General features: G+C 64.7%; 15 protein-coding genes. 11 read left to right on the forward strand and 4 right to left on the reverse strand.

The window, feature by feature from the left end:
* Window position 1: 1 nt before the first annotated feature.
* Window positions 2–517, forward strand: coding sequence for a DUF1003 domain-containing protein (locus B4F07_RS13490; protein ID WP_293697333.1), 516 nt, complete (start codon window positions 2–4; stop codon window positions 515–517).
* A gap of 187 nt (window positions 518–704) precedes the next feature.
* Here B4F07_RS13490 and B4F07_RS13495 read toward each other — a convergent pair whose 3' ends face one another.
* A complete protein-coding gene (locus B4F07_RS13495) occupies window positions 705–1,700 on the reverse strand; it encodes an aldo/keto reductase (protein WP_293697331.1) in 996 nt (331 codons plus the stop codon).
* Window positions 1,697–2,947, reverse strand: a complete 1,251-nt coding sequence (locus B4F07_RS13500; RefSeq protein ID WP_293697329.1) for a dicarboxylate/amino acid:cation symporter — start codon at window positions 2,945–2,947, stop codon at window positions 1,697–1,699. The genes B4F07_RS13495 and B4F07_RS13500 overlap by 4 nt, the downstream gene beginning before the upstream one ends.
* A gap of 120 nt (window positions 2,948–3,067) precedes the next feature.
* Between B4F07_RS13500 and glmM the strand changes: the two genes are divergently transcribed.
* The 8 genes from glmM to B4F07_RS13540 all read left to right on the forward strand — a co-directional run bounded on the left by glmM (window position 3,068) and on the right by B4F07_RS13540 (window position 10,797).
* Window positions 3,068–4,405, forward strand: a complete 1,338-nt coding sequence (glmM, locus tag B4F07_RS13505) for a phosphoglucosamine mutase (protein ID WP_293697327.1) — start codon at window positions 3,068–3,070, stop codon at window positions 4,403–4,405.
* A gap of 34 nt (window positions 4,406–4,439) precedes the next feature.
* A complete protein-coding gene (locus tag B4F07_RS13510) occupies window positions 4,440–4,664 on the forward strand; it encodes a DUF1272 domain-containing protein (RefSeq protein ID WP_088441675.1) in 225 nt (74 codons plus the stop codon).
* 106 nt (window positions 4,665–4,770) lie between these two features.
* On the forward strand, window positions 4,771–5,913 hold the full coding sequence (thiD, locus tag B4F07_RS13515; protein WP_293697324.1) for a bifunctional hydroxymethylpyrimidine kinase/phosphomethylpyrimidine kinase: 1,143 nt from the start codon (window positions 4,771–4,773) through the stop codon (window positions 5,911–5,913).
* Between the two features lie 133 nt (window positions 5,914–6,046).
* The gene (locus B4F07_RS13520; protein WP_293697322.1) at window positions 6,047–6,601 is read left to right on the forward strand and encodes a ribonuclease HII; all 555 of its coding nucleotides are present in this window, start codon (window positions 6,047–6,049) and stop codon (window positions 6,599–6,601) included.
* Window positions 6,602–6,617: 16 nt separating this feature from the next.
* Entirely contained in the window at window positions 6,618–7,514 is an 897-nt protein-coding gene (locus B4F07_RS13525; protein ID WP_293697320.1) for an oxidoreductase, read from the forward strand.
* A 390-nt stretch (window positions 7,515–7,904) separates the two neighbouring features.
* Window positions 7,905–9,044, forward strand: a complete 1,140-nt coding sequence (locus tag B4F07_RS13530; protein WP_293697318.1) for a site-specific DNA-methyltransferase — start codon at window positions 7,905–7,907, stop codon at window positions 9,042–9,044.
* 151 nt (window positions 9,045–9,195) lie between these two features.
* Window positions 9,196–10,326 (forward strand): dihydropteroate synthase, encoded by a 1,131-nt coding sequence (gene folP, locus B4F07_RS13535; protein WP_293697316.1) that lies wholly within the window; start codon window positions 9,196–9,198, stop codon window positions 10,324–10,326.
* An 87-nt stretch (window positions 10,327–10,413) separates the two neighbouring features.
* The gene (locus B4F07_RS13540) at window positions 10,414–10,797 is read left to right on the forward strand and encodes a host attachment family protein (RefSeq protein WP_293697315.1); all 384 of its coding nucleotides are present in this window, start codon (window positions 10,414–10,416) and stop codon (window positions 10,795–10,797) included.
* Between the two features lie 5 nt (window positions 10,798–10,802).
* Here B4F07_RS13540 and B4F07_RS13545 read toward each other — a convergent pair whose 3' ends face one another.
* Both B4F07_RS13545 and B4F07_RS13550 read right to left on the reverse strand, forming a co-directional pair.
* On the reverse strand, window positions 10,803–11,519 hold the full coding sequence (locus B4F07_RS13545) for an SDR family NAD(P)-dependent oxidoreductase (RefSeq protein ID WP_293697313.1): 717 nt from the start codon (window positions 11,517–11,519) through the stop codon (window positions 10,803–10,805).
* Between the two features lie 18 nt (window positions 11,520–11,537).
* Window positions 11,538–12,971 (reverse strand): sigma-54-dependent transcriptional regulator, encoded by a 1,434-nt coding sequence (locus B4F07_RS13550; RefSeq protein ID WP_293697311.1) that lies wholly within the window; start codon window positions 12,969–12,971, stop codon window positions 11,538–11,540.
* 236 nt (window positions 12,972–13,207) lie between these two features.
* Between B4F07_RS13550 and B4F07_RS13555 the strand changes: the two genes are divergently transcribed.
* Both B4F07_RS13555 and B4F07_RS13560 read left to right on the forward strand, forming a co-directional pair.
* Window positions 13,208–13,330 (forward strand): aa3-type cytochrome c oxidase subunit IV, encoded by a 123-nt coding sequence (locus B4F07_RS13555; protein WP_293697310.1) that lies wholly within the window; start codon window positions 13,208–13,210, stop codon window positions 13,328–13,330.
* Between the two features lie 10 nt (window positions 13,331–13,340).
* A complete protein-coding gene (locus B4F07_RS13560; RefSeq protein ID WP_293697308.1) occupies window positions 13,341–14,459 on the forward strand; it encodes an NAD(P) transhydrogenase subunit alpha in 1,119 nt (372 codons plus the stop codon).
* Window positions 14,460–14,470 lie beyond the last annotated feature (11 nt).

The following is a 14,470-nucleotide window of genomic DNA, read 5'->3' on the forward strand; positions in this document are numbered from 1 at the left end:
GATGAACGCCGACGTCCACGCCTCCGATCTCGCGCTGCGGTTGCTCGGTCGGACTTATGACGAGCTCGATGCCGAGGAGCGCCGCGTCATCGGCGCGATCGCCGCGCATGAACCGACGAGCCGCGATGCCGCTGATATAGACGACGCCGAGGCGAGCTTTGGCGCGCGCCTGTCCGATCGCGTCGCCGCGGTCGGCGGGTCGTGGGGGTTCATCATCTTGTTTACTCTCGTGCTGCTCGGCTGGATGCTGCTCAATTCGGAAGTGCTGGCGCGCTGGGGCGCGGCGTTCGACCCTTATCCGTTCATTTTCCTGAACCTGATGCTGTCGACGCTGGCCGCGGTGCAGGCGCCGATCATCATGATGAGCCAGAACCGCGCGTCGGCGAAGGACCGGCTGGCGGCCAGCCTGGACTATGAGATCAACTTGCGCGCCGAACTGGAGATCATGCGGTTGCATCACAAGATCGATGCGTTGGTGGAGAAGGTTGACGGGTTGGGGAGCGAGCAGAGCGGTTGAGATTGGCCGTTTAGGGGTGAGAGCAGTCACCTCCTTCGTCATCCCGGGCTTGACCCGGGATCCCGCTTTTTGACGCAATCGCAAGCCTCTCACGCAAAGCGGGACCCCGGATCAAGTCCGGGGTGACGAGAACGCTATCGCCATTTTTGGTCGAAAGCCGCCGGTTCCTGCGTCCTTGCTTGTTCCGCTACAACCGCACCATCCGCATACCCTGTTCGCCATAGCGCGGGCCGCTGGTCCCGCCCTTTGGCGCCGCCGCGTCGATCGCCGCGAGGTCTTCGGCGGTCAGCGTGACGTCGGCGGCGCCGACGCTGTCCTCCATCGTGACGCGGCGTTTGGTGCCGGGTATCGGGACGATGCCGTCGCCCTGCGCGAGCAGCCAGGCGAGCGCGACCTGTGCTTTCGACACGCCATGCTTGTCCGCCACCGCGCCGATCGCGTCGACTATCGCGAGGTTGGCGGGCAGGTTTTCGTCCGAATAGCGCGGATCGTTGCGGCGCCAGTCATGCTCGGGCAATTCGTCGCGGCTGCGCACCGCGCCCGCGAGGAAACCGCGGCCGAGCGGCGAATAGGGGACGAAGCCGATGCCATTCTCGCGGCAGACGCCGAGGATTTCGTCCTCTACGTCGCGTTCCCAGATCGAGTATTCGCTTTGCAGCGCGGTGATCGGCGCGGCCTTGGCGGCGCGGCGCAGCGTTTCGGGGCCAGCCTCGGACAGCGCGATGTGGCGCACCTTGCCCTCGTTCACCAACTCCATCATCCCGCCGACGACCTCCTCGATCGGGATCGCGGGATCGACGCGGTGCTGGTAGAACAGGTCGATGGTGTCGATGCCGAGCCGCTGCAGCGAGCCTTCGCAGCTGCGCCGGGCATTTTCGGGCGAGCCATCGACCCCCACAATCTGGTTGCCGTCGAACTTGAAGCCAAACTTCGTCGCGATGACCAAGCCGTCGCGCTTGCCTTTGATCGCGGCGCCCAGCAGTTCCTCGTTGCTGAACGGGCCATAGATTTGCGCGGTGTCGAAAAAGGTGACGCCCATGTCGATCGCGCGGTGGATCGTCGCGGTCGATTCGTCGAGGTCGGCGGCTTCGCCATAGAGGATGTTGCCGCCCTTGATCATGGGCATGCAGCCGATGCCGATTGCGGAGACTTCAAGGCCGTGTCCGAGCTTGCGATATTTCATGGCATTTCTCCTGTCGGTTCGGGTTCTTCAACGCTGTCGGCGGCAAATTTGGTCGCGGCGACGTCGCCGACGACATTGCCGAGGGTGCGGAAAATATCGGGGAAGGTTTCGACCGCGACAAGCAGCCCGAGCGGCGCGACGGGAACGCCCATCGACACCGCGATCGGCGCAATCGAGGTGACGAAGCTGATCGAACCGGGAAGGCTCACCGAACTCAATGCCGCCGCCATGGCGACGAGCAGGCCGACGCCCATCTCCCATGGGGTCAGTTCGACCCCGAACAACCAGGCGACATAAATGACGACCGCGAGGTTCATCGCCGGGCTGGTGAAGCGGAACAGTGCGACCGCGAGCGGGAGGACGACGTCGGCCTTTTTGGGATCGACCCCCAACTCTTCGGACGATTTGAGCATCGCGGGCAGGCTGGCGAGCGAGCTTTGGGTGCTGATCGCGACCGCCATCGTCGGCACCATCGCGCGCACGAAACGCGGCAGCGATATGCCGACCACGAGCCAGGCGAGCAGCAGGCCGAGGATGAGGCAGCTCACGCCGATTCCCATCAGGATCAGGACATAGTGGATCAGCCCGCCGAACGCCGCGAACCCTGCCTTGACCGCGAGCGCATAGCCGAGGGCGAAGACCCCGATCGGGGCGAGCGCGAGCACCCAGCTGATGACGATCAGCATCGCGTCGCCGAGCGCCTTGAAGAAGCCTGACAGCGTCGCGCGCTGGGGTGAAGGGAGGCGGGTGATCGCGAAGGCGAAGATGGTGGTGAAGACGATGAGCGGTAGAATGTCCGTTTCGGCCGCCGTTGCAATGGGATTGGTTGGTATCAGTTTGAGAATGAAGTCAGCAAAGGTTGGGGATGGAACCGCCTCGGCGGTGCCACCGAGGCCATTACGCAAAGCTGTCGCCGCGCTGCTCGACAACGGAAACAGGCGCAGCAACAACGGCGTCATCAACAACGACATCAGCCCGGAGAGGAAAATCGCGGCCAAGAAGGTCATGACGGCACGTGCGGCCAATTTCCCCGCGCGTGCGGCGTCGGCGGTGGCGGTGATCCCGGTGATCAACAACGCGACGACGAGCGGGACAATCGTCATTTTCAGCGCATTGAGCCACAGCAGCCCGATGGGTTCCACATACAATAGCGACGCAGTGCCGGTACCTGGCGCGGCCAATTCGACGCCAATTCCCAGCAACATCCCGGCAACCAGCGCCGAGAGGACAATCCATGCTGATTTCAAGCGATATTCTCCCGGCGATATTCCTGGCCAGCTTGCCAAGCAAAAGAGGGTGACTTAGGGCCATCCGGAAGAAGCCGGGCAGGCATTGGTCTGACCCTCGGCTTAAGTAGCAGAGGGTATATGCGCAAGTTTTTCGGAACCGACGGGATTCGCGGGCTGACGAACCAGATCCCGATGACCGTCGAGGTCGCGATGCGCGTCGGCATGGCGGCGGGCGCGCATTTCCTGCGCGGCGACCACAAGCACCGGGTGGTGATTGGCAAGGACACGCGATTGTCGGGCTATATGCTCGAAAATGCGCTGGTCGCGGGGTTTACCAGCGTCGGCATGGATGTGGTGCAGGTCGGACCGATGCCGACCCCGGCGATCGCGATGCTGACGCGGTCGATGCGCGCCGACCTGGGCGTGATGCTGTCGGCGAGCCACAATCCCTATTATGATAATGGTATCAAGCTGTTCGGCCCCGACGGTTACAAGCTGTCCGACGAGGATGAGGCGCAGATCGAATTGCTGCTGGCGCAGCAGCCGATGCTGGCCGACCCCGCGCATATCGGCCGCGCCAAGCGGATCGAGGATGCGCGCGGACGCTATATTCATGCAGTGAAACAGAGCCTGCCCGAATCGGTGCGGCTCGACGGGCTGCGTATCGTGCTCGATTGCGCGAATGGCGCCGCGTATAACAGTGCGCCGACGGTGTTCTGGGAATTGGGCGCCGATGTCGTCGCGATCGGGATCACGCCGAATGGCATCAACATCAACGACAAATGCGGCTCGACCGCGCCTGCGCTGCTCCAGGAAACCGTGGTCGCCAGCGGCGCCGACATCGGCATCGCGCTCGACGGCGATGCCGACCGGCTGATCGTGGTCGATGAAAAGGGCAAGATTGTCGACGGCGACCAGATCATGGCGCTGATTGGCGCGAGCTGGGCGCGGCAGGGGCGGCTGAAAGGCGGCGGCGTCGTCGCGACGGTGATGTCAAACCTCGGGCTCGAACGCTTTCTGGAAGGCGCGGGGCTGCGGCTGGAGCGGACCAAGGTCGGCGACCGTTATGTGCTCGAACGGATGAAGGAAGGCGGTTTCAACGTCGGCGGCGAACAGTCGGGGCATATGATCCTGTCGGATTATGCGACGACCGGCGACGGCACGCTGGCGGGCTTGCAGGTGCTGGCCGAGCTGGTTGCGGCGGACAAACCGGCGAGCGAATTGCTGCACCAGTTCGACCCGGTGCCGCAGTTGCTGAAAAATGTGCGCTTTTCGGGTGGCAAGCCGCTGGACGATGTCAAGGTGCAAGCGGCGATCGCCGAGGGCGAGGCAGCGCTCGCCGGGCGTGGCCGACTGGTCATCCGCCCGTCGGGCACCGAGCCGTTGATCCGCGTCATGGCCGAGGGCGACGATGCTGGGCAGGTCGAGCGCGTCGTCGACATGATTTGCGACGCGGTTCGCGCGGCAACGGCATAACCCATCAATTCATCAGAACTGAAAGAGACCGACTATGCTTGAAATGCGACCCGATTGCGAAAAATGCGGCCGAGATTTGCCCGCGAATGTCCATGGCGCCTTCATCTGTTCGATGGAGTGTACATTTTGCGCCAATTGCGCCGACCGGATGGACGAGCGCTGCCCCAATTGCGGCGGCGACCTGCTCGACCGGCCGCTGCGCGAAGGCGCGATCCTGGCGAAATATCCCGGCTCGACGGTGCGGAAATACAAGGTTTGACGATTGGCTCTCTTCGTCACCCCGGACTTGATCCGGGGTCCATAACGCCCGCGCGGCGAAGGATGCCGGATCAAGTCCGGCATGACGAAGATGTGGAGATACTATCGTGATCGCCCGCGTCCTGATCATAGCCGGGTCGGATAGCGGCGGCGGCGCGGGCATTCAGGCCGATATCAAGACGGTCACGATGCTCGGCGGTCACGCGATGACCGCGATCACCGCGATCACGGCGCAGAACACGCTGGGGGTGCAGGGCGTTCATCCGGTGCCGACCGACATGGTGCTGGCGCAGATCGACAGCGTTGCGTCCGACATCGGCGTCGATGCCGTCAAGATCGGGATGATCGGCAGCGCCGAAACTGCGGCGGCGGTGGCGGAAAGGCTGTCACGGCCCGGTCTGGCGCAGGCGGCGGTGGTGTTCGACCCGGTGATGGTCGCGACCAGCGGATCGGTGCTGGCCGATAGCGCGACGATTGATGCGTTCCGCCCCTTGCTCAACCGTGCGATGGTCGTGACGCCCAACCTGCCCGAACTGGACGCGCTGGGCGGCGAGGACGCGGTGCTGGCGCACGGCTGTTCGCTGCTGATCAAGGGGGGGCATGCCGAGGGCGAGACCGTCATCGACCGCCTGCTCGAAACCGGCGAAGGCGAAGTCGCGCGCTGGGAAGCGCCGCGGATCGACACCCCCAGTACCCATGGCACCGGCTGCACGCTGGCGAGCGCAATCGCGACCGGGCTGGCACAGGGCATGCCGCTGGAACCCGCGATTGCGCGGGCGCGCGATTTCGTGCGGCTGGCGCTACTCGATGCGCCAGGGCTGGGGGCGGGGCATGGCCCGATGGGGCAGCAGTGCGTTCGCAACGACGGATTGTTCACCGGCCCGGCGCTCAACCAGATCACCTTGCCCGCGAGCGATTATGCGGCGTCGGTTGCCTTCTATAAGCAGATGGGGCTGACGCAGATCGTCGATAGTCCGGATAACGGCTATGCCCGGTTCGAGGCGGCGAATGGCGTGACGCTGTCGATCCACAAGGGTGCGGCGCCGAGCAGCGGCGTTACGACCTATTTGGAAAGCGGCGCGCTCGACGCGTGGGTTGCCTATCTGGCGCGGCGCGGGGTGCGGTTCGAGCAGATGCCGCAGGATGAAGAATGGGGCTGGCGCGAGGCGCGGCTCAGCGATCCGGCGGGGAACCGGCTGTGCCTGTATCAGGCGGGCGAATATCGCAGGTACCCGCCGTGGCGGGTGTAGATCTGGACGGCACTATTTTCTCCCGTTCGTGTCGAGCGAAGTCGAGACACGCGAAGGCCAGCACAAACTCGACGTGTCTCGACTTCGCTCGACACGAACGGACAATGGGGTTCGCTTTGCTGAGCTTTGGCCGATGATCGTCGGCGTTGACGAGGCAGGGCGCGGGCCGCTTGCCGGTCCCGTTGTCGCCGCGGCGGTGATCCTGTGTCCCGATGGCATCCCGGGTCTCGACGACAGCAAGAAACTCTCCGCCAAACGCCGCGCCGAACTCGAAGCGCTGATCAAGGCGCATTGCCGCTGGGGCATCGGCGAAGCGAGTGTCGAAGAAATCGACCGCATCAACATTTTGCAGGCCACCCTGCTCGCGATGACGCGCGCGGTCGAGGCGCTGGGGGTCGAGCCCGGGGAGGTGCTGGTCGATGGCAACCGCTTGCCGCGCTGGCGCTACACCGCGCGCGCGATCATTGGCGGCGATGCGCTCCACCCGTGCATTTCGGCGGCAAGCATCATCGCCAAGGAACATCGCGACCGTTTCATGATCCGCATGGCGCAGGAATTCCCCGCCTTTGGCTGGGAGCGCAACATGGGCTATGGTACCGCCCAGCATCTCGCGGCGCTGCGCCAATATGGCCCGACGCCGCTTCACCGGACCAGTTTTGCCCCGGTCGCACAAATGCAGCTGGTCTGAGCAACAGGAGACGGCGATGAGCAAGGGATTCACGGCCGATGATGTGTCGGCCCAGACCGGCCGCACCTTTCTTGTCACCGGTGCCAATGCCGGGATCGGTTTCGAAACGAGCCGGGTACTGGCGGCGCGCGGCGCGCACGTCATTCTGGCGTGTCGCGACGCCGATCGAGCGACCGCGGCGATGGATCGCATCCGCACCGATGTTCCCAAGGCCGAGCTGTCGTTCCAGCCGCTCGACCTCGCCGATCTCGATCAGGTGCGCGAAGCGGGGGCCGCGGTGTTGGCGGGGCCGCGGATCGACGTGCTGGTCAACAACGCCGGGGTGATGATTCCGCCCAAGACGCTGACCAAACAGGGTTTCGAGCTGCAATTCGGGGTCAATCACCTTGGCAGCTTTGCTTTCACCGGGTTGGTGCATGGCCATGTCGAGGATCGCATCGTCATCACCGGCAGCATTGCGCACAAGGGCGGAGTAATCGATTTCAGCGACCTGTCGGCATCGCGCAGCTATCAGAAATATCAGCGCTATCAGATGAGCAAGCTGGCGAATTTGCTGCATATGTTCGAACTCGACCGGCGGCTGGGTGCCGCCGAGCGGGCGACGCAGGCGATCGGGTGCCATCCGGGGGTTGCGATCACCGAGTTGACACGGCACCTGCCGTTCCCGCTACGCGGGATGACGCCGCTGGCGACGCCCTTTTTCAACAGCGCCGCGCAGGGCGCCTGGCCGACGTTGCAGGCGGCGACCGGGGCGCATGTGCAGGGCGGTGATTATCTGGGACCGCAGGGGTTGGGTGAGGTGTCGGGGCGATCGGGTCCGGCGCGCGCGACGCGAACGGCGCGTGACGCGAAGCTGGCGCGCGAATTGTGGGAACGGTCGGTGGAGCTGACCGGGGTTGATCCGGGGATGTAATTCTTTTCCCCTTGCGGGAGAAGGATAGGGAGCCTTGCCAGCTTGCTGGCTAGGCGCACTTGGATGAGGGGTTGCGCGCCGAAGGCTCACGGTCGCTTCGCGACCAATCACCCTCTCCCAGCTTCGACTAGGCAGCAAGCTGCCAAGTCTGCGCAACCGTCCCCCGTCGAGGGGGAGGGAAGTACGATTATTTTCCACCACTGAGTCCTCACCGCCACACCACCACCCGTTGAGTCCCCGAGTCGCGTCGGACTCCATATGCTGTGTCAGACTCCTTTCGTTCTCACCCCGTTAACCACTTAGTGACGCGGAATCCCTAGACTTCTGCGCTTGACGGCGGACTCCGCCGGACTCATCAGTGGCTTCTTTCGGATTTTCGCGGGGGCAAATATGGGTGTTATGGAACGGGTGAAGACCCCGGCGGTCAAGCAGCGGGCGGCGAAAACGGCACCCGTGGAGCTGCCGCTCGACCGCATCCTGCAGGGCGATTGCATCGAAATGATGCGCTCGCTGCCCGCGGCGTCGATCGACATGATCTTTGCCGATCCGCCCTACAACCTCCAGCTTGGCGGCGATCTGCATCGCCCTGACGGCAGTCAGGTCGATGCGGTCAACGACGAATGGGACAAGTTCGACAGCCTCGCGACCTATGACCGTTTCACCCACGCGTGGCTGAAGGAAGCGAAGCGCATCCTGAAACCCGGCGGCAGCATCTGGGTCATCGGCAGCTATCACAATATCTTCCGCGTCGGCGCGGCGCTGCAGGATCAGGGCTATTGGATCCTCAACGACATCGTGTGGCGCAAGGCGAACCCGATGCCCAATTTCAAGGGTACCCGCTTCACCAACGCGCATGAGACGTTGATCTGGGCGTCGATGGGCGAGAAGGCGCGCTATACCTTCAATTATCGCGCGATGAAGACGCTCAACGATGAATTGCAGATGCGCAGCGACTGGCTGATTCCGATCTGCGGCGGGCAGGAGCGGCTCAAGAAGGGCGGGACCAAGGTTCACCCGACGCAGAAGCCCGAAGCGTTGCTGTATCGCATCCTGCTCGCTTGTTCGAACCCCGGCGACGTCATCCTCGATCCGTTTTTCGGGACGGGTACGACGGGTGCGGTTGCCAAGCGCCTTGGCCGCCACTTCATCGGCATCGAGCGCGAGGATGATTATATCGCCGCCGCGCTCGAACGCATCGAAATGGCGCTGCCGCTCGACGAGAGCGCGGTGAAGACGATGATGGCGCCGCAGGCGGCGACGCGGGTCGCATTCGGGATGCTGGTTTCGGACGGGCTGATCGCGCCGGGTACGCTGCTGACCGATGCCAAGCGGCGCTGGAAGGCGAAAGTGCGGGTCGATGGCAGTCTTGATTGCGACGGCCAGCCCGCGGGGTCGATCCACAAGGTCGGCGCCGGGGTGCAGGGCGCGCCGAGCTGTAACGGCTGGACCTTCTGGCATGTCGACAATGGCAAGGAATTGCGCGTGATCGATGCGGTACGGCAGGACTGGTTGCTGGCCAACGAGGCGTAGAGAAATCAACAGACTTTGATAAATGCGCTGTGCTCCCGCGAAGGCGGGAGCCCATCACCTGCCGGTGCCATCTTGAACCGACCGGAGATGGGTCCCCGCCTTCGCGGGGACACGCGGCTTTAACTCGGTACGAACGATTAAGGGGATGGGGATGTTTGCGCTACTTACGAAGCCCGACCTCGGCAGCGCATCCGCCACCGCGCAACTCTATTGCCGCCCGACCTGCTTTGTCGACCGCCCGCACGAGCTCGACGACAATTGCCTCCGCATCGCCGACACGATGGTCTGGTTCGCGGCCTGGCACATCAGCCTGCGCGACGGCGCCAGCGTCAAAGCGGCGATCGTTATGGTCGCCGAATGGGCCGACTGGATCGCGGCAATGCCTGACGGTCTGGCGCAGGCGGCAACCGCCCAGCGCGCCGGGGTGGTGCGACCGCGCGGCGCTTTACAGCTTGGCGAACGTATCGTGCGGCTGAACGAGCCGCAGCTGATGGGTATCCTCAACGTCACCCCCGACAGTTTTTCCGACGGCGGCAAGCATGTCGATGCGGTCGCTGCGGCCGATGCGGGCTTTGCGATGTCGACCGCGGGCGCGGCGATCATCGACGTCGGCGGGGAATCGACGCGGCCCGGTGCTCCGCTGGTCTGGGACGGCGACGAGATCCAGCGCGTCGAAGGCGTCGTTGCGGCGCTGGCGAAGGGCGGCGTCGCGGTGTCGATCGACACACGCAAGGCTGCGGTGATGGAGGCGGCGCTGGCCGCCGGGGCGCGGATCGTCAACGATGTATCGGCGCTGCGTTATGACGACCGCGCGATGGAAGTTGTGCTGGCCGCGGGCTGTCCGGTCGTGCTGATGCATGCACCATCGGCCAAGAGCGATCCGCATGCGGGCGGCGAATACGCCCATGTGCTGTTTGACGTATACGACATGCTGGCCGAGCGCGTCGCCGCATGTGTTACAGCGGGGATCGATCCGGCAAAGATTATCGTCGATCCGGGATTGGGGTTCGGCAAGGGGGTTGCCGACAATCTGGCGCTGATCAATGGGCTCGCGCTATTCCACACGCTCGGCTGCCCGATCCTGTTCGGGGCGAGCCGCAAGCGGATGATCGGGGCGCTCGACAATGAGGCGCCAGCCGACCAGCGCCTCGGGGGTACAGTCGCGCTGCATTATCAGGCCGCGGCGCAGGGCGCGCAATTGCTGCGCGTCCATGACATTGCCGAGAACCGCCAGGCGCTGCGCGTGTGGCGCGGGCTGCGCGACGCGGCGCTCACCGGCTGAGGCGAGCCGAGGCAACCCTCATCGCGCTCCAGCGTATCTCCGGGGACCACAGGCGCCAGCTCGGCGCCGATCCCCACAGGAGATATTATGCAACTTCCCACCGGCTCGCATGTCGCCGTCGCCGACGGCACCCAGTTTCAGCTGTTCCGCAACAGTGGCACCGAACAGGAACCCAGCTTGAAGGCGGTCGACTTGCCGACGAGCGACGAATCGGCGCACAATGCCGGGCAGGGCGACACGCCGCGTCAGAATGAGGAAGCGGGCCATGCGGCGTCGGTTGCCGAAGCGCTGAACGCCGCCGTGCTGTCGAACAAGATCAAGCAACTGATCGTGATCGCCGATCCGAGCACACTCGGCGAGATGCGCAAGCTCTATCACAAGACGCTCGAAGCGGCGCTGGTGGGCGAGATCGCCAAGACGCTGACCAGCCAGTCAACCGACGATATTCTGAAATCGATCGCGAACGCTTAACTGGCCTACAGGCTGTAGCCACCGTCGCTGGTCAGCACGCTGCCGGTGATGGTGGCGGCGGCATCGGACAGCAGGAACAGGATCTGCGCCGCCGTCTCGTCGGCGGTTGCATAGCGACCTAGCGGCGTCGCCATTTTGGCCATCGCCGTCATGGCCGCATCGCGCGAGCCTTCGCTGGCGATCAGGTCGGTGAAAAAGGGCATGTCGTCCCAGATCGGGGTATCGACCCCGCCCGGCGCGATCGCGTTGACGCGGATGCCGTGCGGGGCGCCTTCCTTTGCGGCGACCTTGGTGAGCTGGATCAATGCTGCCTTGGACGCGCCATAGGCGCCAGTGCCCGGTTCGGCCTTAATGCCGGAGATCGATGCGGTCGTGACGATCGCGCCGCCTAGGCCGTGTGCGGTCATGGCGCGCATCGCGGCCTGCAAGCTCAGCATCGCGCCGTCGAGATTGACCGCCAGCAAGCGCCGCCAGGCCATGAAGTCGATATCGATGATCGGGGAGGCATCGCTGATCCCGGCGTTGACGACCGCGAGATCGACCGCGGCGAGGCTGTCGGCGCGCTCCAACCACATGTCTGGGTCGGCAACATCGTCGCCGCGGCTACGATCGATGCCGATGACGGTGGCGCCCGCGGCGCGCAAGGCATCGGCTACGGCAAGGCCGATCCCCGAATCATCGCCGGTGACGAGCGCCGTTCTTCCGGAAAAATCGAAACTCATGGTTGCGACGTAAAGCCGTCAGGCGGCGGTGTCGATCCCGAGATCGCTGAGTTTACGGTACAGCGTCGAGCGCCCGATGCCGAGGCGGCGGGCGACTTCGCTCATCCGGCCGCGGTAATGGCCGATGGCGAGGCGGATGACGTCGGCCTCGATTTCTTCGAGCGGGCGGAGGTTGCCGTCGGGAAGGTAAAGCGTGACCCCGATCGCTTCGCCGTTGATCGCGATCTCGCCTTCGCCGCTGGGGCTGCCGCCGCCGAGCGTTGCTTCGATGGCGCGGAAGTCGGCGCTGGTCAGCACGTCGGTGGTGCTGCCGACCGCGGCGCGGAACAGCACGTCCTGCAACTGGCGCACATTGCCCGGCCAGGCATAAGCGGCGAGCAGGCGCAGCGCGTCGTCGGTCACCCCGATCGGCCCCATGCCGGGGAGACCGCCAATGCGTGCGAGCAAATGGCGGGCGAGCGGGCCGACGTCGCCGCGGCGCTCGGACAGTGAGGGCAGAGTGAATTGTGCCGTGGACAGCGCGTAGTAGAGGTCTTCGCGGAAATGCCCCGCTTCGATCAGCTTTTCCAGCGGGCTGGTGCTGGTCGCGATGATGCGGACATCGACGCTCTGGCGGATCGTGCCGCCGATCATCTGGACTTCGCCGGTATTGAGAAATTCGATAAGCTTCGCTTGGGTTTCGAGCGGGATGCATTCGACATGGTCGATAATCACACTGCCGCCATCGGCCTGAACCAGCCGACCGATCTGACGGTCGAAAGCGCCCGCAAAGGCGCCGCGTTCGTGGCCGAACAGGCCCGATCCGATCAGGCCCGGCGAAACCGCCGAACAATCGACCATCACCAGCGCGCCGCGCGCACGGGGGGACGCGCTGTGGATGGCGCGCGCGAAGACTTCCTTGCCCGTGCCGGGTCGGCCGTTGATCATGACGGGGACGCGGGCGCGCGCCGCTTTGGCGGCAATGGCGAGCGCGCTGCGGAAACTGGGGCTCGACCCGATGATTTCCTCGAAAGCCAGCGGCGCACGCAGTTTTTCGGTCAGCGGGCGCAGTTCGCCCTGGGGGCCGCTGGTCGACACGACGCGGTCAAGTGCTTCGAGCAGGCGGTCGGGCGCGATGGGTTTCTGGACGAAGTCGCTCGCCCCGGCGCGCATTGCGCCAACCGCAACTTCGACCCCGTTACGCATGGTGATGACGATAAGTGGCAGCGCGGGGCGCCAGCGACGCAGTTCGGCGACAAATTCTGCCATGTCCATGCCGGGCGTGCCCTGATCGACGAGCACGGCGTCGAGCGCCATGCCTTCCTGGGTGCCGAGCTTTGCCAGGGCGGTATCGGCGTCACCCGCGACAATGCTGCGCCAGCCGCCGCGCGAGACCAGCGCCGCCAGAAAGCGTTGCTGCGCCAGCTCGCTGTCGACGATCATCACTGTTCGCGTGTCGCGCGTGGTTGCCATCGTTTTCGAATCTGCCCTTGTTTCGGCACTGATGTGCCGATTCATCCGCTCAAGTGCAGTGATGTACGCCACACGGGTAAAGGGGCGATTAAGGCCGTTCGGCTTTTACGGTCGGCCGTCGACCCAAAGCGCCCTTGAGCATAAGCGGTAGCGTGGCTAAGACCGGCGCGAAGGCCGATTCTGGGCCGGGCGCGGCGCGCCTGTGCCGGGGAAACGGCGACTGAAGGGGAAAAGCCATGGCAGAGCAGGAAATGAAAGCAGCGGAAGAAACCTACTCCGGTTTCATCAGCCTGTTTAAAGTCGGATCGATCATCACCGCGATCGTGACCGTCTTCGTCGTTCTCCTCATCGCGTCCTGACCGGGTCGGCATGCGCATCGCTGTCCTGAAGGAGCTCGCCCCCGGCGAGACCCGCGTCGCCGCCACACCTGAAACCGTTAAGAAATTCATAGGTTTGGGTGCCGAAGTTGCCGTCGAATCGGGGGCAGGCGTGGCGGCCTCGGTTGCCGATGCCGATTATAGCGCTGCGGGCGCCAACGTCGCCAGCCGCGCCGAGGTGCTGAAGGGCGCGAACATCATTCTCGCGATTCAGGGGCCGGATCCCAAGGGGCTGAGCGGTTTTGCTGACGGCGCCTGGCTGGCGGCGGGGCTCAACCCGTTCGGCGAACGGTCGCGGGTCGACGAATATGCGAAGCTGGGCATCGAAGCACTGGCGATGGAGTTCATGCCGCGCATCACGCGCGCGCAGTCGATGGACATATTGTCGAGCCAGGCAAACCTCGCCGGTTACAAGGCGGTGCTGATGGCAGCGAACGCCTATGGCCGCGCCTTTCCGATGATGATGACCGCGGCGGGCACTGTCAGTGCTGCCAAAGCCTTCGTCATGGGCGTCGGGGTTGCCGGGCTTCAGGCGATCGCGACCGCACGGCGCCTCGGCGCTCAGGTCAGCGCGACCGACGTGCGCGCCGCGACCAAGGAACAGATCATGTCGCTCGGCGCCAAGCCGATCTTCGTCGAGAGTGTCGCAGGGATCGAGGGCGAGGGCGCTGGCGGCTATGCCACCGAAATGTCCGACGAATATAAGGCGGCGCAGGCCGAACTGGTTTCGTCGCACATCGCCAAGCAGGACATCGTCATCACCACCGCGCTGATCCCGGGGCGGCCCGCCCCGCGGCTGATTTCGGACGCACAGCTGGCGACGATGCGCACCGGCAGCGTGATCGTCGACATGGCAGCCGAAAGCGGCGGCAATGTCGAAGGTTCGGTGTCGGGCGAAGCCAAGCGCATCCACGGCGTCACCGTGATCGGTGCGAGCAATATCGCGGCGTTGATGCCGGCTGACACCAGCGCGCTGTTCAGCCGCAACCTGTTCAACTTTCTGTCTGCCTTCTGGGACAAGGAGGCGGGCAAGCCGGTTCTCGACGAGGAAATCGGCAACGCGATCCGTCTGACGCAGGGCGGCAAGGTCGTGAACGAGCGGCTGCTCTGATGGCCCCGCGC

Origin of the sequence: Sphingopyxis sp. UBA6723 (genome assembly GCF_002454115.1) — a bacterium.
Taxonomy (GTDB): domain Bacteria; phylum Pseudomonadota; class Alphaproteobacteria; order Sphingomonadales; family Sphingomonadaceae; genus Sphingopyxis.

Excerpts from the sequence above, each read along its gene's own strand:
- B4F07_RS13495 (WP_293697331.1), bottom strand. The coding sequence starts at position 1,700 with ATGAAATATCGCAAGCTCGGACACGGCCTTGAAGTCTCCGCAATCGGC.
- B4F07_RS13520 (WP_293697322.1), top strand. The coding sequence starts at position 6,047 with ATGATCGTCGGCGTTGACGAGGCAGGGCGCGGGCCGCTTGCCGGTCCC.
- B4F07_RS13530 (WP_293697318.1), top strand. The coding sequence starts at position 7,905 with ATGGGTGTTATGGAACGGGTGAAGACCCCGGCGGTCAAGCAGCGGGCG.
- folP (WP_293697316.1), top strand. The coding sequence starts at position 9,196 with ATGTTTGCGCTACTTACGAAGCCCGACCTCGGCAGCGCATCCGCCACC.
- B4F07_RS13525 (WP_293697320.1), top strand. The coding sequence starts at position 6,618 with ATGAGCAAGGGATTCACGGCCGATGATGTGTCGGCCCAGACCGGCCGC.
- B4F07_RS13550 (WP_293697311.1), bottom strand. The coding sequence starts at position 12,971 with ATGGCAACCACGCGCGACACGCGAACAGTGATGATCGTCGACAGCGAG.
- B4F07_RS13560 (WP_293697308.1), top strand. The coding sequence starts at position 13,341 with ATGCGCATCGCTGTCCTGAAGGAGCTCGCCCCCGGCGAGACCCGCGTC.
- B4F07_RS13490 (WP_293697333.1), top strand. The coding sequence starts at position 2 with ATGAACGCCGACGTCCACGCCTCCGATCTCGCGCTGCGGTTGCTCGGT.
- B4F07_RS13540 (WP_293697315.1), top strand. The coding sequence starts at position 10,414 with ATGCAACTTCCCACCGGCTCGCATGTCGCCGTCGCCGACGGCACCCAG.
- B4F07_RS13510 (WP_088441675.1), top strand. The coding sequence starts at position 4,440 with ATGCTTGAAATGCGACCCGATTGCGAAAAATGCGGCCGAGATTTGCCC.
- B4F07_RS13555 (WP_293697310.1), top strand. The coding sequence starts at position 13,208 with ATGGCAGAGCAGGAAATGAAAGCAGCGGAAGAAACCTACTCCGGTTTC.
- glmM (WP_293697327.1), top strand. The coding sequence starts at position 3,068 with ATGCGCAAGTTTTTCGGAACCGACGGGATTCGCGGGCTGACGAACCAG.
- B4F07_RS13545 (WP_293697313.1), bottom strand. The coding sequence starts at position 11,519 with ATGAGTTTCGATTTTTCCGGAAGAACGGCGCTCGTCACCGGCGATGAT.